Below are 23508 nucleotides of genomic sequence, written 5' to 3'. Positions count from 1 at the left end.
ATAGCGAACGAGGGCGAGTGCGAGTATGAATGCTGTTGATGAATTTTCTAGAACAAGAGTAACTCTTGGTTTTGCTGCACAACAATACGGTTTTGAAGTAATACCATCTTTTGCTTCTGGAATAACAATTACGTCTTTAGCGTGTGATGTTAGGAATGTTAAGCCTGGGTGTCTTTTTATTCCTGCAAATCGTGTAGATAAAAGACAATTGGAAGCTGCTAGAGATGCTGGAGCATACGCAGCAATGGTTACTCCAGAGTTTAGGTCCGAAGCGATGAGCGTTGGTATTCCACTTTTAGTTTCTTCCAACAATCCAGTAACTTTGGGCAAACTTGCTTGCGATGTTAATAATGACCCATCTTCTTTTATAGCGACTTTTGCGGTTGCTGGCGATGATGATGACGAAGTCTACGCAAATGTTATACGTTTAGCAGATTTTCTTCATATGCTTGGCAACCCAATTGGTGTTATAAGCGCTGCGGGGTCTAATTCTCTTCAGCGAGAACTGGATTTAGAATATCCGCTTGGAATAGTGGATATTCAGCACAATTTGTCGGTATGTGTAGAAGATGGTGCTGCAGCTGTTGTTATAGCGTTAAATTCTGCAACTCTTAAAAAAGACGCTTTGCAATCTGTAAACATTGATGTTCTTGGAGTTGAAAGCAATAATGCGCTCGCAATGGCAGGAAGTCTTGATTTGTATAAGTCAGATTCCAGTTCGCAAGCTATTGAACACAGTGGTGGCGATTTGGCATATGATTCAAGCTTGGCAAATTCAAAAGATAAGTCGCAAGCAAGCGGCACATTAGAAGCCAAATCTAAAGTGGATGCTAATTCAGAAGATTCGCAAAATTCGCAAGATTCGCATGAGTCTAAGTCTAAAGAATCATCGGAATCACTTATATATAGTAATAAAAAAGATGATTCTAAGATTGATTACAAGAACGATTCCAAGATTGACGAATCAAGCGTAAAATCTGCGCGCCCTGTAATGAGTTTTTATAATTTGCAACAAAGGTATGGATTTATAAGTCACGAAAGATCTTATTGTGTAATGCGTTCTAGGGAATCCGATGAGTTAGCTGCATTAGCAGATCAAATCGGCGGCAAAAGTGTTAGTAAACATCTTTCTCTTTCAATCGCAATGGTTCTTGCTGCTGGTGTTAGAAGAGGAACAATTAAGAGCGCGTTGCGAGTATCTCACGAACTAAAATAGAAACCAATATTTAAGAGCAGAAAATGTTTTCAATAGAGCAAAATAGCAAGCAAAATAGCAAGCAAAATAAAATTACAGACACTGTTTTTACGCAAGATAGCACTCATATGATGCCTATGAGCATTAAAGAGGTAGCAGATGCTGTTAACGCAAGCGAGCTTTTATGTGGTTCGTCTGCATCTTGCGATTCGGCGTCTTGCGATTATGTAAAAGGCACCGATATTGTTAATTTCGCTACAAGTGATTCGCGTAACGTTGCTTGCGGAGCGGTATTTATTGCTATAAAGGGCGAGCGAGTAGACGGACACGATTTTGTTCAAAAAGCAGCTCAACTTGGAGCCAAAGCTGCGATTGTGGAACATGCTGTTTTGCTAGATGAAAGTGTGCAAAACAAGATTGTTCAAATCGTTGTTAAAAATTCGGTTGAAGCGCTTGGGCTTTTAGCAAAACATAATTTAGTTCGCCGCCGCGCGTTAAATACGCCATTTAGTATTATTGGCATAACTGGTTCCGTTGGAAAAACTACCACAAAAGATATGCTTAATGCTTTGCTTTCAACGCTTGGCAATACAGTTGCGCCCGTTGGGTCTTTTAATAACGAGATTGGATTGCCATTAACGTCTTTGCGTGTAAACGAGAATACGCGATTCCTTATTGCGGAGATGGGTGCAAATCATGTTGGAGAAATTGCAATGCTCACAACTATTGCGCCTCCTGATTTATCGGTTGTATTAAAAGTTGGTGTTGCTCATTTGGGCGAATTTGGATCTGTAGAAAAAATTGCGCAAGCTAAGAGTGAGATTGTTAGGGGACTTTTGCCTCATGGTGTTGCGATTTTGAATGCAGATGATTTTCGCGTTGCGTCTATGAGCAAGCTGGCTGATCAAGATAAAGTTCGCTGGTTTGGCTTAAATGTTGATAATAATGGCAATTTTGATGCGTCGAATAATGGCAATTATCAATTGCGCGCGCAAGATATTTCTTTAGACGAAAGTGGTTGTGCAAAATTTACGATTATCGAAAGCGAAAATAGTGCGACTAGCGAAAATAGTGCAGATAGTGTAAACATCGCGACTAGCGAAAATAGTGCAACACTACATCTTGCGCTTCCTGGCGCGCACAATGTTATGAATGCTCTTGCTGCATCAAATGTTGCACGATATTTTGGAATGAGTCTTAAAAACATTGCTCTAGTTTTGAATAAAGTTTCGCATATTAGTCCGCATCGCATGCAAATTTCTGTTATTTGCAAAGATGATAAAAAGTTTACACTTATTGACGATTCATTTAATGCAAATCCAGACTCTATGAAAGCAGGAATTGACGGATTATGCTCTTATGAGTCAAATGATTCTTCTAATTCCGCTAACTCTTCTAACTCCGACGATTCTGCAGATTCTGCAAATTCTGCCGATTCTGCCAAGTCTTCATCCACTAAACTTTTTAGAATCGCTGTTTTAGGCTCAATGTTGGAACTTGGAAAAGACGAATATAACATGCATGAGTCTATAGGAAAATATGTTGCACAAAAGAATATTGACGCAATAATTTCCGTTGGATCTTCCACGAGTGAAAAATTAGATGAATTAGCTTCTTGCATAGCTAAAGGTGCTAGAGATAATTGGCAAAATAACAGAAATAACAGAAATAACATTGTAAATAAGTATCAAAATAACAATGTTGATTCTAAAAACAACGTGTACTTTGTGCATGATTGTATTGAGGCGAATAATATTGTTTGGAGTCTTGTGGGTGAGCATTCTAGTACTGTTGTGTTGTTAAAGGGGTCTCATGCTTCGGGGCTGAGTGTTTTGGCTGAAAGCTGGGCTAAACTTAGTAAGAGTCTTAACGCTAGCCTTAACAAACATACGGAGGTTAACCTGTGATTGCGCTTATTGTGGGAATAGTGGTTTCGCTAATAGTAACTATTGTTGGCACGCCGCTTTTAATCCGCTTAGTACACCGATTAAATTACGGACAATACATTCGCCAAGACGGCCCGCAATCCCATTTAGTTAAGCGTGGCACTCCTACAATGGGCGGTGTTGTTATTAATCTTGCTGTTGTAGTTGGCTGGGCTGCATCTGCTTTATACAGGTATTTTTCTGTTGGCAGAACGCCTTCTTGGTCTGCAGTTCTTGTTCTTTTTGCAATGCTTTCAATGGGCTTTTTAGGTTTTGTTGATGATTTTGCAAAGGTTAGAAAAAAGCAGAATCTTGGCCTTTCTGTGCGAGCAAAGTTATTCGGTCAGATTATTTTTGCAAGCATTTATGCGCTTTTGGCTCTTATGCTTCCAACTCAGTCGGGCATTGCAAGCGCGCAGCCTGGCATGAGTTTTATAGAAAAGCCATTCTTTGATTTTTCTATGTTTGGCAAAGCAATAGGAATTGTAATTTTTATTGTTTGGGTAAACTTTTTGATGGCTGCATGGTCTAATGCTGTAAATCTTACAGATGGATTAGACGGGCTTGCTGCTGGATCTTCTATGATTGCTTTTGCAGGATATGCGCTTATTGCTTTTTGGGAAAGCTACCACGTTAAAGGCGGCGGTCATTTTGGATTCTCTTATGCTGTATCGGATCCGCTTGATTTAACAATTATTTCTGTTTGTGCTGCTGTTGCTTGCTTTGGATTCTTGTGGTACAACTCAAATCCTGCTCAAGTGTTTATGGGAGACACTGGTTCCTTGGCTTTAGGTGGCCTTTTTGCTGCGCTCTCCATTGCTACTCACACAGAGTTTTTGGCTGTTATTTTAGGCGGACTTTTTGTTGCAGAAACTTGCAGCGATGTGATTCAGGTTGGTTGCTTTAAGTTGACGCATAAGCGCGTGTTCAAAATGGCGCCAATTCATCATCATTTTGAGCTTGTTGGATGGGCAGAAGGCAAAGTTGTTGTTCGTTTTTGGATGATTGAGCTTATGTTTGTTCTGTCTGCATTGATGACGTTCTATGCGGATTGGGCAGGCCGTTCTGGATTGTTGATTTAGGGTGATTATATGAGCAATGTTGCAAATGATTTGTGCAAGGAGTTCTCTTTACACAATGAGTTCCCGTTCCATAACGTTCTTGTAGCAGGATTAGGTGTTTCTGGCATAGGAGCTATGGAAGTGCTTAAAACTGTTGGCGCTAATGCGACTAGCGCAGACGAACGCAAAGAGGAAGCACAAATCCACGATTTTTCTAAAATCGATTGGAACGCGATTGATGCCGTTGTAACATCGCCAGTTTTTAACCCTAGAACGCCTTTTATTCTAGAGGCTCAAAAGCGCAATATTCCAGTTATCAGCGAAGTGGAGCTTGCGTGGCTTGTGCGCGTAAAGTCGCTTAAAACAAGTCTTCCAGCTGCATGGATTGGAATTACGGGAACGAATGGCAAAACATCTACAACAGAGATGACTTCCGATATGCTTACAGCTTGCGGTCTAGATGCTCCTGCAGTTGGCAACATTGGCAAGTCTGTTTCTTACGCTGCGCTAGAAAAAGAACACGACGCGTTATGTGTTGAATTAAGCTCTTTCCAACTTCATTTTACTAATTCCTTAGAGTTGGATTGCGCTGCGATTACTAATATTGCGGCTGACCATTTGGATTGGCACGGCGGCATTGGAGCTTATGCAAAAGATAAGTCGAAAGTTTTTAATGGTGTTAAAAAAGCGCTTGTGTACAATGCTCAAGATTCACGAGTTAGCGAATTAGCAAAAAATGCACAAGTCAAAGATGGTTGTAAAAAAATCGGTTTTACGCTCAGCGCTCCAAAATGCGGAGAAATAGGCGTTGAAAATGGCTGGATTGTAGACAAAAGTGGCGTTGCTGGCGCAAAAATTGGCGAGCCAGTTAAAATAGTAGCGCTAAAAGAACTAAAACATTTATGCGAGCCAGATGGAAGCGTGTATCCTCATCTTCTTGCAGACGCACTAACTGCACTATCTTTAACTCTTGGCTTAAAACAAGACGTTGAAAATGCAGTTAAAGCATTGTGCAACTTTGCTCCAGGAGGGCATAGGATTCAAACTGTTGCAACTCTAAAAGCTAAAGATAGTCTTCCAGAACACTCGATTCGTTTTGTGGACGATTCAAAAGCTACTAACGCTCACGCTGCTGCCGCTTCTATTTCTAGTTTTGGCAAAAAATCCGTAATTTTGATTGCTGGAGGCCTTGCAAAAGGCGGTCATTTTGAAGATTTAGTTAATCAAAATCGTAGTATTATTAAGGCTGTTGTTGTTATTGGACTAGATCAAAAGCCGATTGTAGAAGCGCTTAATTCTAAAGGCCAGGGTATTCCTGTAACAATAGTTTCTGCGAATGGCGAAGGTTTCGAATCTTTTGATTCTGTAGATGATCGCGTTCTTAAAGAGGTTGAGAACTCGCCAGTTCTTAGCGCGGATTCTACTTTGGGTCAAAAAGTTATTTCTACAGCTGTTCAAGCTGCTGGAAGGTACGCGCAGCCTGGAGATGTTGTTCTTCTGGCACCAGCATGCGCTTCTATGGATCAATTTGTTTCTTACGCAGATCGTGGCAATCGTTTTGCTAAAGAATCTGAGCGATGGGTTAAGAGCCATGAATGAGAACAATAAAAAAGCTAGCTCATCAAGTTCTAGAAGCCCTAAAAAGCTTAAAAAACGCGGTTTTGGCATTTTTGGCAGTAAAGTGGAGTCTTCAAATAATGCTTTTGGCGTTAAAGAAACATTTAGTGATAATACAAAGGCTTTTAAGCAATACGTTGGTATTCGCAGTATTTTTAACCCATTGTGGTGTCTTTTTGGACTAAGAATATCTGTTGTAATATTAACCGTTTTTGGCTTATTTATGGTGTTTTCAAGCTCGTCGGTAACGATGATTACTTACGGAGCTGGCCCTTGGGGTTCTGGAATGAGCCAACTGTTTTATTGCGTTATTGGTCTTGCTGGATATTTGATTTTTTCGCATCTTCCTGTTGATTTTTATAAAAGCAGGATTATTACCATTTACGCAATATCGGTTTTTATGCAATTTTTGACTTTTGTTCCAGGTATTAGGCACGAGGTTAATGGTAATGCTAGCTGGATTAAAATAGGCCCGCTTACAATGCAACCAGCAGAAATCACCAAACTTGCTATATGCATTTGGCTACCAATGGCACTTATTCTTGCAAAAAAGGCTTATAAGCGTGTTGCTATGCGCGCATATATTCCAACAGTTGCAGCTTTGGGTGTTTCGGTTCTTTTAGTTGTTGCAGGCAAGGATCTTGGTACAGCTCTTATTATTTTGCTTATTGCTGTTGTGGCATTTTATGTGGGAGGATTCCCTACAAAATGGCTTGTTGTGGCCCTTATAACGGCTTGTGCAGCGGTTTTATTGCTTGTTGTAACTAGCCAAAATCGTATGCGTCGTATTCTTGCTACGATTCATGGATGCGATGCAAAGTCAATTAGAGGCGTTTGTTTTCAGTCGATTCATGCGCAATACGCAATGGCGTCTGGTGGAATAATGGGAGTTGGCATAGGTAATTCTAGAGAAAAGTGGAATTATTTGCCGTATGCTCACAACGATTTTATTTTTGCAATCATTGGCGAAGAGATGGGCTTTATTGTTGCTTCTTGCGTAATCCTTCTTTACATTGTAATTGGATGGTGCTTGCTAACTTCTGCCTTGCAATCAACAAATAAGCTTGTTTCAATATCTCTTATTAGCATTGCTACTTGGATTGTTGGCCAAGGACTAATAAACATTTTGGTTGTTGTTCAGATTTTGCCAGTTATGGGCGTTCCTATGCCATTTGTTTCCGCAGGTGGATCTTCTCTTGTTATGTGTCTTCTTGCGATGGGTGTTGCGGATAGTTTTATTAAGAGCAATCCGAACATAAAATTTGGGAATAAATGGTCATTAAAGCGTGCAAAATCGCGGCAGCAAAGTGGTGATTAATCAGCTCAATAATAAACAAGTGTTAATCAAAAACAAGTGTTAATCAAAATTGGGAAAGTATTATAAAATTATAAAATCCGCTTTTCGTAAAAATTTTGTTTAATTTATATTTAATTGTTAAGTCATATATTAAAGTTTTAAGTAGATTAGTTCTGATTGGGATTTCTGATTGGGATTATTAAATAAGCAGATTGTAGGTGGCGAATTGGCGCAAGATCAATATAAAGATAGCAATTCTTTGCATGTTGTTCTAGCAGGCGGGGGCACTGCTGGTCACGTTAATCCTCTTCTTTCTGTAGCGCATGCATTAAAAGATTTAGATGAGTCGGTAGAAATCAGTGTTATTGGCACTAATGCTGGTTTAGAAAAAACGCTAGTTCCTAAGTCTGGTCTGCCATTAGACGTTATTGAAAAAGTTCCATTCCCTAGAAAACCTAATTTGTACATGCTTAAGTTTCCTTTTAAGTGGATTCGCGAAACGCGCAAGGTTGCTAAGATTCTTGAGCAAAGGCATGCGAATATTGTTGTTGGATTTGGCGGTTACGCGTCTGCTCCAGTTTATGCACAAGCGCATAAAATGCATTTGCCTATTGTGATTCATGAGCAAAATGCGCGCGCTGGAATGGCAAATAAGCTTGGCGCGCGTTGGGCAAGCATGATTGGGTGCGTTTACGATGGCACTGGTTTAGTCGCAAAGGCGGCGTCGAATAGCAAAGCTATAAGAGTTGGTCTTCCTCTTAGAAAATCCATATCCGATTTATGCGCAAAGATTACTCAAGACATTGATTTAGCTAGATTTGAAGGCGCTAAAAATCTTGGACTAGACCCTAGCAGGCCGATTATTCTTGTAACTGGCGGGTCTTTGGGTGCTAAAAGCATTAATGAAGCTGTTTCTATTGCTGCTGGCGATTTACTAAAATGCGCGCAAATCATTCATCTTACAGGTAGCGGAAAATCTAAAGAAGTTAAAGATAATGTTGAGCGTTCGGCTGGTCTTAATCAAATAAACGACATTAAGCCAGAGCATGCAGGCCTTGGTGATTACCATATTTGTGAATATTTAGAGCGAATTGATTGGGCTTTTGCTTGCGCGGACTTGGTTATTTGCCGATCGGGCGCTGGAACTGTTGCAGAAGTTTCTGCGATTGGCGTTCCTGCAATCTACGTGCCGCTTCCAATTGGAAACGGTGAGCAGCGATTTAACGCACAACCTGTTGCAAACGCAGGGGGGGCGATTATTGTAAACGATTGCGATTTTAGCGATGATTGGATTCGCGCAAACGTGTTGAAATTGCTTAATAACCCAGACGAGCTTTGCAAGATGCGCGAAAAGGCTTGGAAATACGGCATTCGTAATGCTGCAAGAGTAATGGCAGAGCATATTCTTAAGATTGCAAAAGAAAGCAAAAAATAATCATGGAAATTAATATGAATCCTATTTGTGCTGCTTTTAGTAAAGATCAAACTGTAAATTCTTTAGGTTCTGTGCATTTTATTGGCATTGGCGGCGCTGGAATGAGCGTTTTAGCAGAGATGTTGCACGAAGAAGGCGTTAGTGTAAGCGGATGCGATAGTAAAGAAAGCGACCACACAAGTCGCTTAGAAGAACTCGGCATAAATGTGCAAATTGGTCAAAGTGCAAGCCATGTAAAAAATGCAGATATTCTTGTGTACTCTAGCGCGATTAAGCCAAATAATCCAGAAGTAGTGGCGGCTGCGCAAAATGGCGTAAAACTTGTTCACAGAAGTGACATTTTATCTTTACTTTTAAGCTCTAAAAAAGGTGTGACTGTTGCGGGAGCGCATGGTAAGACTACAACAAGCTCTCTTTTGGCTCATATTTTGAAAGTTTGTGGTAAAGGCGATTTAGCAGACCCGAGTTATGCGATTGGCGGTTCGATTCAAGCGCAGGGCGGCGGCGAAGTTGACGGAGGTCATGCTGGTTGCGGAAGTGTTATGGTTGCGGAGGCGGACGAATCAGACGGCAGCTTTGAAAAATACAATCCATATATTGCAATTGTTACAAACGTAGAAGCGGACCACCTAGACCATTATGGAAATGCGCAAAATTATCGCGCAGCGTTTGTTGAGCATTTAAGCCATGCTCTAGGATTTGTTGTGATTTGTGCAGATGATGATGGCGCTCGCGCTGTTTTAGAGGATTTAAGCGATGATTCTCTTAAAAAAACAATCGCCTACGCAAGTAGTAAGAATAGTGTTTCTTGCTTAAGTAATAGAGTAAAAAGCCTTGTAAAGTTTGCGTTTATTAATCACGAAAGCGAACAGACGGGTAGTGGCAGTGAGTCGTTTGCTATTGACTTTAACGGCGATTCTATAAGCGTTAATCTTATGATTCCAGGCTTACATAATGCTAGAAACGCGTGTGCTGCGATTATTGCAGCAACACTTTTGGGCATGAATCCTAAAGATGCAGCAGATGGAGCTTCGAGCTTCCTTGGTGCTTCTAGAAGATTTGACATTCGCGGATGCGTTGGCGGAGTAACGGTTGTAGACGATTACGCGCATCATCCTACAGAAATCGACGCTCTTTTGCGCGCTGCAAGAAGAAGGTATCCAGATTCTACGATTCGCGTGCTTTTCCAGCCACATCTGTTTTCTAGAACGCGCTCTTTTGCGCGCGAATTTGCTTCTGCTTTATCTCTTGCAGATGACGTAATCGTAACAGGCATTTTCCCAGCTCGAGAAAAGCAGGAAGATTTTCCAAATATTCACGCTTCGACTATTGTTAACGCAGCTAAAGAATGTGCGCTTAATTGCAATATTGAAGCTGTAGAAGACATGAAGGATGGTGCTTTGCTTCTTGCTCGCCGAGCTAATAGTGGAGATGTACTTTTTACGGTTGGTGCTGGAAGCATTACCACTATGACGTCTGTTATGCTAGAAGAGTTACGCTTAAAGCAATAAGCTAAATGGGCAATAATAGTCGGCAAACAAGCGATAATAAGCAATCTGTAAAGTCGCAAATAAAGTCGCAAATAAAGTCGCGTATAGATGCAAGTGGAAGTAGGTGAGTGATAGCTATGGGTCGAATGATTTTTGGCAAGTCTTCCAGCAATGATGAATCCAATGAGCCTAATAATCCTAATGAATCTGCTAGCTCTATTAAGCATACTAGGTCTATTACATCCACTTTTGCTACGACTGATAATTTCCCTAAGTCTTCTAATTTTTCTAAGTCTACTAATCTTGATGCGCATAGAAGGTCAATTCAATCCAATCTAAACTCACAAGATTCTACAAGATTAGCTAAAAGTGATTTATCTAATAGCAAAAAAGCGACTACGAGTAGCTCGTTAGAAAATCAATCTTCTAAAAATGCTTTTGTAGATGCAAGAAGACTTTCCGTAGTTGATTTTGTAAAGCAAACGTTAAAGTCTAGTTCTGGTCCTCTTGGAATTACATCTAGACCTAAAGTAATAGATTTTAGCGCTCGCGAAAAAGAAAAGAATTTTGCTAAAATACGTACCATTTTGCTGCGATTTGCCTACGCTTTTCTTGCGTTTGCGTTAATCGCTTTGCTTTGCTGGATGCTATTTTTATCTCCATTCTTCCGTCTTGATTCTAAAAATATACACATTTTTGGATCTAACGAATGGGTGAGCGAACAGAAAATCGCGTCAATTGCGTCTAATCAAGTAGATAAGTCGCTGTTTTTGGTTTCTTCTCAGCAAATAATTGAGCAATTAAACAACATACCTGGCGTAACAGAAACAAAGGTTGTAAAGCAATTCCCGCACGGTTTGCAAATAACTGTTCGTGCGCAAAAACCTGCTGCAATGCTTAAAGCAAAAGATGGCGAAAAACTTACTGCTGTAGATGTTAAGGGTAGAGTCTTAAACGCTGTTCAAAACGTTTCTACGAGCGGAATACCAGTTATAGAAGTTAGCGACGTTAGTAAAAGTCTAAACAGCAGGGCTGTTAAGGAAGCGTTGAAAATTGTAAGCTCGCTTTCTCAAGATTTTAGGTCTCACGTTATCCGTGTTAGTGCAAAAACGCAGGATTCTGTTGAAACAGAAGTTTCTTACCCTGGCCCAAGCGGAGAAGTTCATAGGATTGTTGTTTGGGGCGATTCTTCGGATTTGGAGCTTAAAAAGGCGATTGTGGAAACGATTATTAGCGATCCAAGTAAAATCGGCAATCGTCAGCTTTTGGATGTTTCTGCTCCTGCAAGGCCGATTCTTAAGTAGTTTGCTTGAGTAGCTCCAGTGCATAGTTGCTTAAATGGTTTTTAATTGTCAAGCAAATGTGTATAATAGTACTTTGTGTGTGCCAACGGCGTGCCTTATGTAATAGGCGTGCTGGTTGGGATATCCCAAGTGCCAAAGATAGCGCGCAGTAATGTGCGTCTGGAGGCGCAAGGGCCATCGGGCCGGTGGACTGTGGCTTTTCTCTTTAACCGATTCAGGTTTAAGGTGTGCTGCAGTGCTGCGGTTTCACCAAATAGAAGACATTAATGAATCGGAGAACTTAAGTTGCCTACGATTGAACAACTCGTCCGTAAGGGACGTCAGGCCAAGCCTAAGAAGTCAAAGACTTTGGCCTTGAAAGGTAGCCCGTTGCGTCGTGGCGTGTGCACTCGTGTGTACACAACCACTCCTAAGAAGCCAAACTCTGCGCTTCGTAAGGTTGCTCGTGTGCGCCTCAGCTCGGGTATTGAAGTAACCGCCTATATTCCAGGCGAAGGTCACAACTTGCAGGAGCACTCCATTGTGCTTGTGCGCGGTGGCCGTGTGAAGGATCTCCCAGGTGTGCGTTACCACATCGTGCGTGGCGCTCTCGATACCCAGGGTGTTAAGGACCGCAAGCAGGGTCGTTCCCTGTATGGAGCAAAGAAGGCGAAGTAAAACATGTCACGTAAAGGACCTGCAAAAAAGCATCAGCTGCTTCCTGATCCAATCTACGGCTCGACCGTCGTGGCTCAGTTGATTAACAAAATTCTTCTCGATGGCAAGAAGTCCATCGCAGAAAACATCGTCTACACCGCTCTTGAGCAGGTGAAGGCAAAGACCGAGCAGGAGCCAGTTTCTGTTTTGAAGCGCGCTCTCGATAACATTCGTCCAAGCCTCGAGGTTCGTTCCCGCCGCGTTGGTGGCGCAACCTACCAGGTTCCAGTCGAAGTTAAGCCTGCTCGTGCAAACACCTTGTCGTTGCGCTGGCTTACCGACTTCTCTCGCGTTCGTCGTGAGAAGACTATGGCTGAGCGTTTGGCTAACGAAATTCTCGATGCCTCCAATGGCTTGGGTGCTTCTGTAAAGCGCCGCGAGGATACCCACAAGATGGCAGAAGCAAACAAGGCTTTTGCTCACTATCGCTGGTAATCCACAAGATAATCGGTATCTTAAAGAGCTAAGGATAATAATATGGCACAAGATGTGCTTAACGACCTTAATATGGTTCGTAACATCGGCATCATGGCGCACATCGATGCTGGTAAGACTACTACCACCGAGCGTATTCTTTACTACACTGGTAAGAATTACAAGATTGGTGAAACTCACGATGGCGCTTCTACCATGGACTTTATGGCGCAGGAGCAGGAACGCGGTATTACTATTCAGTCTGCTGCAACCACTTGCTTCTGGCAGCGTCAAACCCATGACACAGATGACCGCTATCAAATCAACATCATCGATACACCAGGACACGTTGACTTTACCGCCGAGGTAGAGCGTTCTTTGCGTGTTCTCGACGGTGCTGTTGCAGTGTTCGACGGTAAGGAAGGCGTGGAGCCTCAGTCTGAAACCGTTTGGCGTCAGGCAGATAAGTATAGCGTTCCACGTATTTGCTTCATCAACAAGATGGATAAGTTGGGCGCAGACTTCTACTATTCTGTTAAGACAATTAAGGAAAAGCTTGGCGCTAAGCCACTCGTTATTCAGCTTCCAATCGGCGCTGAAAACGACTTCCTTGGTGTTGTTGACTTGATTCGTATGAAGGCTTACGTTTGGAATGACGTTAAGGACGATATGGGTGCTCATTACGACACCGTTGACATTCCTGCCGACTTGCAAGAGCGTGCAGAAGAATATCGTGCCGAGCTTATGGATCAGGTTGCAGAAGCCGACGAAGAGTTGCTTGAGAAGTATCTTGAATCGGGAGAGCTTTCCGAAGAAGAGATTCGCATGGGTATTCGCAAGCTTACTATTGCTCGCGAAGCCTTCCCAGTAACTTGCGGTTCTGCATTTAAGGATAAGGGCGTTCAGCCAATGCTGGATGCTGTTGTTGACTTCCTTCCAAGCCCAGAAGATGTTCCATCTATTAAGGGCTTTGATCCAAGCGACGAATCCGTTGAGATTGATCGTAAGCCAGTAAATACAGATCCATTTGCTGCATTGGTCTTTAAGATTTCCACTCATCCGTTCTACGGCAAGCTTGTGTTCGTGCGCGTGTACTCTGGCGAAGTTAAGCCAGGCGACTCCGTGTACGATTCCACTAAGTCCAAGAAGGAACGCGTTGGTAAGATCTTCCAGATGCACGCAGATAAGGAAAATCCTGTAGATTCTGCAGAAGCTGGAAACATTTACACCTTCGTTGGTTTGAAGAACGTTAGCACGGGTGACACCTTGTGCGACGAAAAGAGCCCAATTTCCTTGGAATCCATGACATTCCCAGATCCTGTTATCGAGGTTGCTGTGGAGCCAAAGACGAAGGCAGATCAGGAAAAGATGAGCTTGGCTTTGGCTAAGCTTTCCGACGAAGATCCTACCTTCCAGGTTAAGACCGACGAAGAATCTGGTCAGACTTTGATTTCTGGTATGGGCGAGCTTCAGCTCGACATTATTGTGGATCGTATGCGCCGCGAGTTCAAGGTTGAAGCGAATGTTGGTAAGCCACAGGTTGCTTATCGCGAAACCATTCGCAAGGCTGTTATGAACCAGGAATACACCCACAAGAAGCAGACCGGTGGTTCTGGTCAGTTCGCAAAGGTTTTGATGAACTTCGAGCCAATCGATCCAGAATCTGGCGAAGTCTATCAGTTTGTTAACGAGGTCACTGGTGGCCACATTACTAAGGAATTCATTCCTTCCATCGACGCAGGTGTGCAGGAAGCTATGGAATCTGGCGTTTTGGCAGGCTTCCCAGTGGTTGGCGTTAAGGCAACCGTTACCGACGGTCAGACTCACGACGTTGATTCTTCGGAAATGGCCTTCAAGATTGCAGGTTCCATGTGCTTCAAGGAAGCTGCTCCTAAGGCTCACCCAGTAATCCTCGAGCCAATTATGGCTGTGGAAGTTCGTACTCCAGAAGAGTACATGGGCGACGTTATGGGCGATTTGAACTCCCGTCGTGGAAATATTCAGTCTATGACCGACGCTACTGGCGTTAAGGTTATTGACGCTAAGGTTCCACTGAGTGAGATGTTCGGTTACATTGGTGATCTTCGTTCCAAGACTCAGGGACGTGCAATGTTCACCATGCAAATGGACTCTTACGCGGAAGTTCCAAAGGCCGTTTCGGACGAGATTATTAAAGCCCAGCGCGGCGAGTAAAAGCGCACGCTACTTCGGTGTTTTGTGTCCCTAGTCAACGCTAAAATTTCGTACGTTGACTGGGTTCTGGCACCGAAGTGGCACCTAACCCAGAAACCCAGTAAATATGTAGCTAGAGGCTTCACATAAGATTGTGAAGCAAACTACGAGACGTCCAGGAGGACAAACACATGGCAAAGGAAAAGTACGAGCGTACTAAGCCGCATGTTAACATTGGTACCATTGGTCACGTTGATCACGGTAAGACTACCTTGACCGCGGCTATTTCTAAGGTGCTTCATGGCGAATATCCAGATCTGAACCCTCAGTATGACTTCGATCAGATCGATGCTGCTCCAGAAGAGAAGGAGCGCGGCATTACCATTAACATCGCCCACATCGAGTATCAGACGGATGCACGCCACTATGCTCACGTGGACGCCCCAGGCCACGCTGATTACGTTAAGAACATGATCACTGGTGCTGCTCAGATGGATGGCGCAATCCTCGTGGTTGCTGCTACCGACGGCCCAATGGCTCAGACCCGTGAACACGTCTTGCTTGCTAAGCAGGTCGGCGTTCCAAAAATTCTTGTTGCTTTGAACAAGTGCGATATGGTTGACGACGAAGAGCTTATCGACCTCGTTGAAGAAGAGGTTCGTGACCTCCTCGAAGAAAACGGCTTCGATCGCGATTGCCCAGTCATCCGTACTTCCGCTTACGGCGCTTTGCATGATGACGCTCCAGACCACGACAAGTGGGTAGAGACCGTCAAGGAACTCATGAAGGCTGTTGACGAGTACATCCCAACCCCAACTCACGATCTTGACAAGCCATTCTTGATGCCAATCGAAGATGTGTTCACCATCTCCGGTCGTGGTACCGTTGTCACCGGTCGTGTTGAGCGTGGTAAGCTCCCAATCAACACCCCAGTTGAGATTGTTGGTTTGCGCGATACCCAGACCACCACCGTCACCTCTATCGAGACCTTCCACAAGCAGATGGATGAGGCCGAGGCTGGCGATAACACTGGTCTTCTTCTCCGTGGTATCAACCGTACCGATGTTGAGCGTGGTCAGGTTGTGGCTGCTCCAGGTTCTGTGACTCCACACACCAAGTTCGAAGGCGAAGTTTACGTCTTGACCAAGGACGAAGGTGGCCGTCACTCGCCATTCTTCTCCAACTACCGTCCACAGTTCTACTTCCGTACCACCGATGTTACTGGCGTTATCACCTTGCCAGACGGCATCGAAATGGTTCAGCCAGGCGATCACGCAACCTTCACTGTTGAGTTGATCCAGGCTATCGCAATGGAAGAGGGCTTGACCTTTGCAGTTCGTGAAGGTGGCCGTACCGTTGGTTCTGGTCGTGTGACCAAGATTCTTGCCTAGTATTTTCTGATTTTCTAATCTGAAGATATTAGCTAAGGCTTAGAAAAGACCCCATGAGGAAACTCGTGGGGTCTTTTGTATTTTCTATTGAAGAATTGCACATAGCTCGTTGTGTGTCGTTTTGTGTGTCGTTTTGTGTGTAGTTTTGTGTGTAGTTTTGTGTGTAGTTTTGTGTTCTTTGAATTTTTATCTTTTTATAATCATCGCAAAATGTTTACTTTTGTGTTTTAAGCGTTATTGTGCAAATGAAGAAAGCGCCTCTAATATTCAGATTTTTGTTGGAATACAGGAAGAAATCATATATGAATCATATTTGTGTAATTAAAAATATAAATACGAAAAAACCCAAGCCGCAAAGCTTGGGTTTTGTTTGTGCCCCCTCAGGGATTCGAACCCTGGACACGCTGATTAAGAGTCAGCTGCTCTAGCCAACTGAGCTAAAGGGGCGTTGGCGTTTTCTTGAGCCGAGTAATAACTATACTCAGAATCGCTTTATTTGCAAGTTACGGCGTGTCGTGTTTTGTGTGCTTTAGGTGCTTGTTGCGAATCTTTTAAACTCTTGTTGTCCATCTTCTAAAAGAAACTTGGTATATGCCTTTGCTAAATATGACGCTTTTTAACCACGATTCTGGCGATTCTAAAAATAACAACGTTAATCAAAATGAAGTTAGCCAGAATAATGCTAGTCAAAATGTTTACGACAGCCAAAGCAGTACTACACAGCGCACGCTACCTTTACGCGCAAGTGAAACAAGTGCTGAAAATCCTTGGCCAGTAAGTGTTATAAGCCAAAAGTTCCATGGTGCTGTAGAAAAGTGGCCTGCGGCTTGGGTAGAAGGTCAGATTGTTGAAATCAACATGCGAAGGTCTACATCTGGCTACATAACGCTTAGAGACAGCAATGAAGACGTTTCAATCTCCATAATGGGCTTTAGTAAGTTTGTTCAGCAAGCTAAAGATTTGCATCAAGGCGATAGGGTAGTTGTTCACGGCAAGGCAGATATTTGGGTAAAAGCAACACGATTGAGCTTTGTTGCCGACGAAATTAGGCGTGTTGGTGCTGGCGACTTAAAAGCGCAAATAGATGAGTTGCGCAAAAAGCTTAAAGGCGAAGGCTTGTTCGACGCGGAAAATAAGGTGCCGCTGCCCGAGTTTCCAAAGTGCATTGGACTGGTGTGTGCGCCTCAAGCTCGAGCCGAGGGAGATGTTATTACAAACGTCAATTTGCGCTGGCCTGTAACGCGTTTTAAGGTGGTTCACGCGCATGTTCAGGGTGTGCAATGTCCATCAGACGTAATTGCGGCCATTAAGCAGTTAGACGCAGACCCAGAGGTTGATGTGATTATTGTTGCGCGCGGTGGCGGCAGCTTTGAGGATTTGATTGGATTTTCGGACGAAGGCGTGGTTCGCGCTACGGCTGCTTGCGTAACTCCGATTGTTTCTGCGATTGGTCACGAAGATGATTGGACGCTTATTGATTTGGCGGCAGATATGCGAGCTTCTACGCCTACAGATGCAGCAAAGCGCGTTGTTCCAGATGTTAACGAGCAATGGCAGTTGATTGATAACGCTTTGCAACACGCGCGCATGAGGATTTCTGCGCGAGTTAGCAACGAGATTCAGCTTATTGAGGGATACGCAAATAGGCCAAGTATTACTCAGCCAACCACTATGCTGGAGCCGCATGAGTTGTTTGTGCAGCAGGCGGTTGAACGCATGAGGCATGGTTTGGTGCGGCTTCTGGACGACGCTAGTTTGACTGTTGAAAAGGCGCATGCCAGTATTACGGCTCTCAGTCCGCAATCAACGCTTAATCGCGGTTACGCGGTTGTGCAAATTAGCGGCGGGAAAGTACTTGACGATTCTAGTCGTGTAAAAACTGGCGATGATATAACAGTTACTCTTAAAAGTGGCTTGATTACAGCTAATGTTACTTCTGTAGAAAAGTCGTAAAGTTATAAAGTTATAAAATTATAAAACTAAAAACGCAAAATCTTAAATAAAAATCTTAAATAAAATATTAGAAAAGGATGATTATGAGTGACGAAATAAAAGACGCAAGTGCAAAAGCTGACGCGATTAGCACGCTTAGCAGCGAAGAGCGAGCTGCGATTAACGCAATGCCTTACGAAGAAGCGCGCGAAAAGCTTGTGCAAGCTGTTAAAGCTCTTGAGGCTGGCGGTTTGACTTTAGATCAGTCTATGCATCAATGGGAACTTGGAGAAGCGCTAGCAAAGCGTGCGCAGGGCTTACTTGCATCGGTTCGCGCTAAGCTTGATGCGGCTCAGGTAGAGCAGTCAGCTACAGCTGCGACGGCTGGAACACAGTCGAATCTTGAATCGTGAATCTTGAGCGCGTTATAGCGCGTAAACCACGCCATGGTGTATAATTGCCATTTGTTGCTTTGCAAGAAGCGTGCGCATGTTTCGTTTTGCGTGTTGCGCGCTGCAATCAACTAAACTGCCTCGGTAGCTCAGTGGATAGAGCACCACTCTCCTAAAGTGGGTGTCGTCAGTTCGATTCTGATTCGGGGCACTTTTTGTGTATAGCTATATTTAGTTGTGTGCTATATATAGTTTGTTTATTTTTTGACAAATATTAGTTTCTTTTGTAGAATAGATACGTGGTGAAGCCAGGCTGTGTCTGGTTCGCGAAGAGCCAATCAAGTGATTGATTGGCTCTTCGTGCATCTAATGGCGGGGGATTTGGTGGGAATGATGGTGATTTATAAGCCTTTTACTACTATCAAGCAACAAATAAAATTGCTTAAGTCTAGAGGAGTAGTGTTTTCTGATGAGCTTAAAGCTATGGAAATACTTGAAAGAGAAGGTTACTATAGCGTTGTGAATGGGTATAAAAATCCATTTCTTGAATCAAAAAATTCGAATAAATATGTTCAAGGAACAAAGTTTGAACACATTTATTATCTTTTTAAATTTGATCGCGAACTTCGTGGTATTATTTTTGCGGCTACAACTAGAACAGAAGCATTGTTAAGGTCATCATGTTCATATTGTTTTAGCCAGATTCACGATAATGAAGTCAATGCTTACCTTAATGAAGCTAATTATGAAGATCCAAAGGAATCGCGCGGTTTAGTTAGAGCATTTAATCGAATTATAGAAAATAATACGTCAAATAATAAAAAATTAAATCTAGGGAAAGAATACATACGGCATTGTATCAATAATCACGATGGTCAGGTTCCATTATGGGTTTTATCTAATGACCTAACTTTCGGACAGATATTCTGGTTTTACAAAGTTCAAACTAGATGCATGAGAGGTTTGGTTGCTAGGGAATATACTGAACTTTATAATTCTTCACACTGTTCTCAAAAAGATATTACGTCAATAAAAATTGATTCTACTTATAGAAGAATTAAAGAGTTCAGAAATATTTGTGCGCATGATGAACGTTTGTATTGTGCTAGACCACATAGTTTCAATGCAACAGTTTTTCAGCTTATTAAAGATTTCGACTTATTCTTAGACACTAACTATTATCTAGAGTTTTTAGAGAAGATTGAGAAATTACTAAGTGCGCTTTGCGTTGAAGTGCCAAGTTGTTCCAAAAATGTTATTGAATGCATTGGAATGTCTAGTATTAATGAATTTTATGATTGGAAAAATAAAATTAAAGAAAATATTACCTTGAATAGTAACTTGTCTGTTCCCAACGAAGCAACTCTTAAAGCCATGAATCACGCTAATCAAATTATAGATGGCAAAATTTCTGAAGACGGCATTGTTTTTAGCAATGCTAATGAAGCTAAAGCATTTTTGGATAATATGTCATGAAAATGTCATGAAAATTATTCGCGAGTCGCGAAATCCTTCCCAATGTTAGGGGATAGTGTTAGATTGTTTCTAACTTAAGCGATGATCCGTTATCGGCGGGGAGTTTTCGGAAGAACGGCGAGGATTCGTAAGGTCCTCGCTTATTAGAACCGACGGGGTTGGCCCGTATAGCCAAACACGAGAGGCTGCAAACGTTGCATAAGCATTTTGCAGCAAGCGAGGTGGTACCGCGGCAATAACTGTCGTCCTCGCAGGGAAATATTCACCCTGTTGAGCGAGGAGAGCACAGTGAGCGAATCCACTAATCCAGCAGCAAACGCGTCCGAAAAGTCATGCGCAAATAACGTATACCCAAAGGTAAGTGTTTCAGCATCAGCGCAAGAAAACGCCGCCGCGCAAGTTGCACCAAATCCTTCCTTCCCAAAGCTTGAAGAGTCCGTTCTTCAATACTGGGATGCAAATAACACTTTCCGCAAGTCAATCGAATATCGCCCGTCTGGCAAGGGTAGCCAAAACGAGTTCGTGTTCTTTGATGGCCCTCCATTTGCAAACGGTCTTCCTCACTATGGCCACTTGCTCACAGGCTACGCAAAAGACGTGGTTCCGCGTTATCAGACTATGCGCGGTCGCAAAGTAAACCGCGTTTTTGGCTGGGATACTCACGGTCTTCCTGCAGAGTTGGAAGCGCAGAAGGAACTCGGCATCGAGTCTGTTGATCAAATCGAAAAAATGGGCATCGCAAAGTTCAACGATGCTTGCCGCGCCAGCGTTTTGAAGTACACAAACGAGTGGCAAAATTACGTGCATCGTCAGGCTCGCTGGGTTGATTTTGAGCGCGGCTACAAAACTCTGAACATTCCATACATGGAATCCGTAATGTGGGCATTTAAGCAGCTTTACGATAAGGGATTGGCTTATAAGGGTTACCGCGTGCTTCCGTACTGCCCAAAGGACCAGACTCCACTTAGTGCGCACGAGCTTCGCATGGATGCTGATGTGTACCAGAATCGCCAGGATACCACTGTTTCTGTGGCCGTTAAGCTTCGCGACGAAGACGACGCTTACGCAGTATTCTGGACAACCACTCCTTGGACAGTTCCAACAAACTTTGCAATCGTAGTCGGCGCAGACATCGACTACGTGGAAGTTCGTCCAACTGAAGGCAAGTTTGCTGGCAAAAAGTTCTACATTGGTAAGCCTTTGCTTGGTTCCTACACTAAGGAACTTGGCGAAAATTACGAAGTTGTGCGCGAACTTAAGGGCGCTGAGATGGCTGGCTGGCGCTACTACCCAGTGTTCCCATACTTTGCAAGCGATTCTGCGCTCGCTGAGGGTGGCACTCCTGGTCCTAACGCTTTTACGATTTTCACAGCAGATTATGTTGACACTGCAGAAGGTACTGGTCTTGTTCACCAGGCTCCTTACGGCGAGGACGATATGAACACGCTTAACGCGCACGAAATTCGCAGCGTTGACGTGCTCGACGCAGGCTGCAAGTTTACAAGCGACTGCCCAGATTACGAAGGCTTGTACGTTTTCGACGCGAATTTGCCAATTTTGCGCAACTTGCGTGCAGGAGACGGCCCGCTTGCTCAAATGCCAGAAGACCAGCGCGCGTTGCTATTCCAAGAAAAAAGCTACGTGCACAGCTATCCTCATTGCTGGCGTTGCGCAACTCCGCTTATTTATAAGCCTGTTTCTAGCTGGTTTGTGTCTGTTACAAAGATTAAGAAGCGTTTGCTTGAGCTTAATCAACAGATTAATTGGATTCCTGGAAACGTTAAAGACGGCCAGTTCGGTAAGTGGCTTTCTAACGCTCGCGATTGGTCGATTAGCCGTAATCGCTTCTGGGGCTCGCCAATTCCAGTGTGGGTGAGCGATGATCCAAAGTATCCTCGCGTAGACGTTTACGGCTCGTTGGATGAGCTTAAGGCTGATTTTGGCGACTATCCTCGCGACGACGATGGCAATGTGAATATGCATCGCCCGTATATCGATCGCCTTACTCGACCAAACCCAGACGATCCTACTGGAAAGTCTCAAATGCATCGTATTACGGATGTTCTCGATTGCTGGTTTGAGTCTGGTTCTATGCCTTTTGCACAGTTCCATTATCCGTTTGAAAATAAGGACTTCTTCGAAGAGCACTTCCCATGCGATTACATCGTTGAATATATTGGCCAGACTCGTGGATGGTTCTACACGCTTCACATTATGGCTACAGCTCTATTCGACCGACCAGCTTTTAAGAACGTGATTTGCCACGGCATTGTGCTTGGTTCCGACGGCCAGAAGATGAGTAAGCATTTGCGCAATTACCCAGATGTTAATGGCGTTTTCAACGAGTATGGCTCGGATGCTATGCGCTGGTTCCTTATGTCTTCGCCAATTTTGCGTGGTGGCAATTTGATTGTGACTGCAGACGGCATTAGAGATACTGTTCGTCAGGTTATGCTTCCAGTTTGGAGCTCTTACTACTTCTTCACTTTGTATGCGAATGCTGCAAACGGTGGCAAGGGCTACGATGCTCGCAGGCTTCGCGCGGACGAGGTTGCAGGCCTTTGCAACATGGATCGCTACTTGCTTGCTCGCACGCGTTTGCTTGTTGAGCGCGTAGAAAAGTGCTTGAACGAGTTTGCGATTAGCGATGCTTGCGCATCCGTCAGCGATTTTATTGACGTGCTTACAAATTGGTATATTCGCGGCAGCCGTGACCGCTTCTGGAATGAAGACGAGACTGCTTTTAACACGCTTTACACTGTTCTTGAAGTGTTCATGCGCACGATTTCTCCTCTTGCTCCTATGGAGGCAGAGGCTGTGTGGCGTGGTCTTACTGGCGGCGAATCCGTGCATTTGGCTGATTGGCCTTATTTGGTTGAGCCTGAGACTCTTTCGGATGGTGAGCCAAATCCTAAGGCTGGCGAAGTGACTGAGCTTGGAGCGGTTCTTGCGCACGACGATGCTTTGGTTGCTGCTATGGATAAGGTTCGCGAGGTCGTGTCTTCTACGCTTTCGTTGCGTAAGGCGGAGCAGTTGCGTGTGCGCCAGCCGTTGGCAAATTTGACGGTTGTTGCAGAAAATACTGATGCTGTAGAGCCTTATGAGCAGGTGCTTGAGCGCGAGCTTAATGTGAAGAATGTTACATTCTGCACTTTGGAAGATGCTGGCAGCCATGGTTTGAAGATTGTTCACGAGCTTAAGGTGAATGCGCGCGCAGCTGGTCCTCGTTTGGGTAAGCAAGTGCAGTTTGCTATTAAGTCTTCTAAGAGTGGCGATTGGCGTGTTGACGAGTCTGGCGCTCCTGTTGTTAACACTCCAAACGGCGAAGTTGCGCTTGTTGAGGGCGAATATGAGCTTGTGAATCGCGTTGAGTCTTCGGATGCTAAAGCGGCTGCAAATACGGCTTCTGCTGCAATGCCAACTGGCGGTTTCGTTATGCTTGACACTGCTTTGACTAGCGATTTGCTTGCGGAAGGTTATGCTCGCGATGCTATTCGCGCTGTTCAAGATGCTCGTAAGGAGAAAGGTTTAGATATTAGCGACCGAATCTCTTTGACTTTGAGCGTGCCTGCTTCGGATGTTGCTAAAGTTGAGCAGTTCCGTGATTTGATTGCGGAAGAGACTTTGGCTACAAGCTTTGAAGTTACAGAGGCTGATTCTAGCGCAACCGAGCTTAGCGTAAGTCTTAAGCGTGCGTAGTTTAAAGCCTTA

16 protein-coding genes and 2 tRNA genes are annotated in these 23508 nt (G+C 43.8%); 17 read left to right on the top strand and 1 reads right to left on the bottom strand.

The window, feature by feature from the left end; all coding sequences use genetic code 11:
* Positions 1–25 precede the first annotated feature (25 nt).
* From NYP69_RS03265 to tuf, 12 genes are all read left to right on the top strand, one after another.
* Positions 26–1216 (top strand): UDP-N-acetylmuramyl peptide synthase, encoded by a 1191-nt coding sequence (locus NYP69_RS03265; protein ID WP_115761768.1) that lies wholly within the window; start codon positions 26–28, stop codon positions 1214–1216.
* 23 nt (positions 1217–1239) lie between these two features.
* Positions 1240–3102 carry a UDP-N-acetylmuramoyl-tripeptide--D-alanyl-D-alanine ligase gene (locus NYP69_RS03260; protein ID WP_115761769.1) on the top strand — a complete coding sequence of 621 codons (1863 nt, stop codon included), beginning with the start codon at positions 1240–1242 and terminating at the stop codon, positions 3100–3102.
* On the top strand, positions 3099–4202 hold the full coding sequence (gene mraY / locus NYP69_RS03255; RefSeq protein ID WP_018619883.1) for a phospho-N-acetylmuramoyl-pentapeptide-transferase: 1104 nt from the start codon (positions 3099–3101) through the stop codon (positions 4200–4202). Before NYP69_RS03260 ends, mraY begins: the two co-directional genes overlap by 4 nt.
* Before the next feature lie 9 nt (positions 4203–4211).
* Positions 4212–5780, top strand: a complete 1569-nt coding sequence (gene murD, locus NYP69_RS03250; protein WP_473410588.1) for a UDP-N-acetylmuramoyl-L-alanine--D-glutamate ligase — start codon at positions 4212–4214, stop codon at positions 5778–5780.
* On the top strand, positions 5773–7116 hold the full coding sequence (locus NYP69_RS03245; protein ID WP_473410587.1) for an FtsW/RodA/SpoVE family cell cycle protein: 1344 nt from the start codon (positions 5773–5775) through the stop codon (positions 7114–7116). Before murD ends, NYP69_RS03245 begins: the two co-directional genes overlap by 8 nt.
* Positions 7117–7321: 205 nt before the next feature.
* Positions 7322–8530, top strand: a complete 1209-nt coding sequence (locus tag NYP69_RS03240; protein WP_032843026.1) for a UDP-N-acetylglucosamine--N-acetylmuramyl-(pentapeptide) pyrophosphoryl-undecaprenol N-acetylglucosamine transferase — start codon at positions 7322–7324, stop codon at positions 8528–8530.
* Between the two features lie 2 nt (positions 8531–8532).
* Complete coding sequence (gene murC, locus NYP69_RS03235; protein WP_473410586.1) at positions 8533–10041, top strand: UDP-N-acetylmuramate--L-alanine ligase; 1509 nt, start codon at positions 8533–8535, stop codon at positions 10039–10041.
* Between the two features lie 116 nt (positions 10042–10157).
* A complete protein-coding gene (locus NYP69_RS03230) occupies positions 10158–11324 on the top strand; it encodes a cell division protein FtsQ/DivIB (RefSeq protein WP_473410778.1) in 1167 nt (388 codons plus the stop codon).
* Positions 11325–11609: 285 nt separating this feature from the next.
* On the top strand, positions 11610–11981 hold the full coding sequence (rpsL, locus tag NYP69_RS03225; RefSeq protein ID WP_003813881.1) for a 30S ribosomal protein S12: 372 nt from the start codon (positions 11610–11612) through the stop codon (positions 11979–11981).
* 3 nt (positions 11982–11984) lie between these two features.
* Entirely contained in the window at positions 11985–12455 is a 471-nt protein-coding gene (gene rpsG / locus NYP69_RS03220) for a 30S ribosomal protein S7 (RefSeq protein ID WP_004127577.1), read from the top strand.
* A gap of 42 nt (positions 12456–12497) precedes the next feature.
* Positions 12498–14627 (top strand): elongation factor G, encoded by a 2130-nt coding sequence (gene fusA / locus NYP69_RS03215; RefSeq protein WP_004130136.1) that lies wholly within the window; start codon positions 12498–12500, stop codon positions 14625–14627.
* A gap of 170 nt (positions 14628–14797) precedes the next feature.
* A complete protein-coding gene (gene tuf, locus NYP69_RS03210) occupies positions 14798–15997 on the top strand; it encodes an elongation factor Tu (protein ID WP_065189551.1) in 1200 nt (399 codons plus the stop codon).
* 373 nt (positions 15998–16370) lie between these two features.
* On the opposite strand, the gene NYP69_RS03205 is transcribed toward tuf, so the two are convergent.
* Positions 16371–16444 (bottom strand) — tRNA-Lys (locus tag NYP69_RS03205).
* 144 nt (positions 16445–16588) lie between these two features.
* Between NYP69_RS03205 and xseA the strand changes: the two genes are divergently transcribed.
* From xseA to ileS, 5 genes are all read left to right on the top strand, one after another.
* Complete coding sequence (xseA, locus tag NYP69_RS03200; RefSeq protein ID WP_473412918.1) at positions 16589–17950, top strand: exodeoxyribonuclease VII large subunit; 1362 nt, start codon at positions 16589–16591, stop codon at positions 17948–17950.
* A gap of 83 nt (positions 17951–18033) precedes the next feature.
* Positions 18034–18342, top strand: coding sequence for an exodeoxyribonuclease VII small subunit (locus NYP69_RS03195; protein ID WP_473410584.1), 309 nt, complete (start codon positions 18034–18036; stop codon positions 18340–18342).
* Between the two features lie 117 nt (positions 18343–18459).
* Positions 18460–18532: transfer RNA gene (locus tag NYP69_RS03190), tRNA-Arg, on the top strand.
* 179 nt (positions 18533–18711) lie between these two features.
* Positions 18712–19797 (top strand): Abi family protein, encoded by a 1086-nt coding sequence (locus NYP69_RS03185; RefSeq protein WP_473410777.1) that lies wholly within the window; start codon positions 18712–18714, stop codon positions 19795–19797.
* 288 nt (positions 19798–20085) lie between these two features.
* Positions 20086–23496, top strand: coding sequence for a mupirocin-resistant isoleucine--tRNA ligase (gene ileS / locus NYP69_RS03180; protein ID WP_415680730.1), 3411 nt, complete (start codon positions 20086–20088; stop codon positions 23494–23496).
* Positions 23497–23508 lie beyond the last annotated feature (12 nt).

The organism is Gardnerella sp. c17Ua_118 (genome assembly GCF_055804255.1).
This window is presented reverse-complemented; position numbering and strand designations above follow the sequence as displayed.

What these genes read in the sequence shown, in the direction of transcription:
- xseA (WP_473412918.1), top strand. Translation starts at nt 16,589, where the DNA reads ATGCCTTTGCTAAATATGACGCTTTTTAACCACGATTCTGGCGATTCT.
- NYP69_RS03260 (WP_115761769.1), top strand. Translation starts at nt 1,240, where the DNA reads ATGTTTTCAATAGAGCAAAATAGCAAGCAAAATAGCAAGCAAAATAAA.
- tuf (WP_065189551.1), top strand. Translation starts at nt 14,798, where the DNA reads ATGGCAAAGGAAAAGTACGAGCGTACTAAGCCGCATGTTAACATTGGT.
- NYP69_RS03265 (WP_115761768.1), top strand. Translation starts at nt 26, where the DNA reads ATGAATGCTGTTGATGAATTTTCTAGAACAAGAGTAACTCTTGGTTTT.
- murD (WP_473410588.1), top strand. Translation starts at nt 4,212, where the DNA reads ATGAGCAATGTTGCAAATGATTTGTGCAAGGAGTTCTCTTTACACAAT.
- NYP69_RS03185 (WP_473410777.1), top strand. Translation starts at nt 18,712, where the DNA reads ATGATGGTGATTTATAAGCCTTTTACTACTATCAAGCAACAAATAAAA.
- rpsG (WP_004127577.1), top strand. Translation starts at nt 11,985, where the DNA reads ATGTCACGTAAAGGACCTGCAAAAAAGCATCAGCTGCTTCCTGATCCA.
- fusA (WP_004130136.1), top strand. Translation starts at nt 12,498, where the DNA reads ATGGCACAAGATGTGCTTAACGACCTTAATATGGTTCGTAACATCGGC.
- NYP69_RS03195 (WP_473410584.1), top strand. Translation starts at nt 18,034, where the DNA reads ATGAGTGACGAAATAAAAGACGCAAGTGCAAAAGCTGACGCGATTAGC.
- NYP69_RS03230 (WP_473410778.1), top strand. Translation starts at nt 10,158, where the DNA reads ATGGGTCGAATGATTTTTGGCAAGTCTTCCAGCAATGATGAATCCAAT.
- murC (WP_473410586.1), top strand. Translation starts at nt 8,533, where the DNA reads ATGGAAATTAATATGAATCCTATTTGTGCTGCTTTTAGTAAAGATCAA.
- NYP69_RS03245 (WP_473410587.1), top strand. Translation starts at nt 5,773, where the DNA reads ATGAATGAGAACAATAAAAAAGCTAGCTCATCAAGTTCTAGAAGCCCT.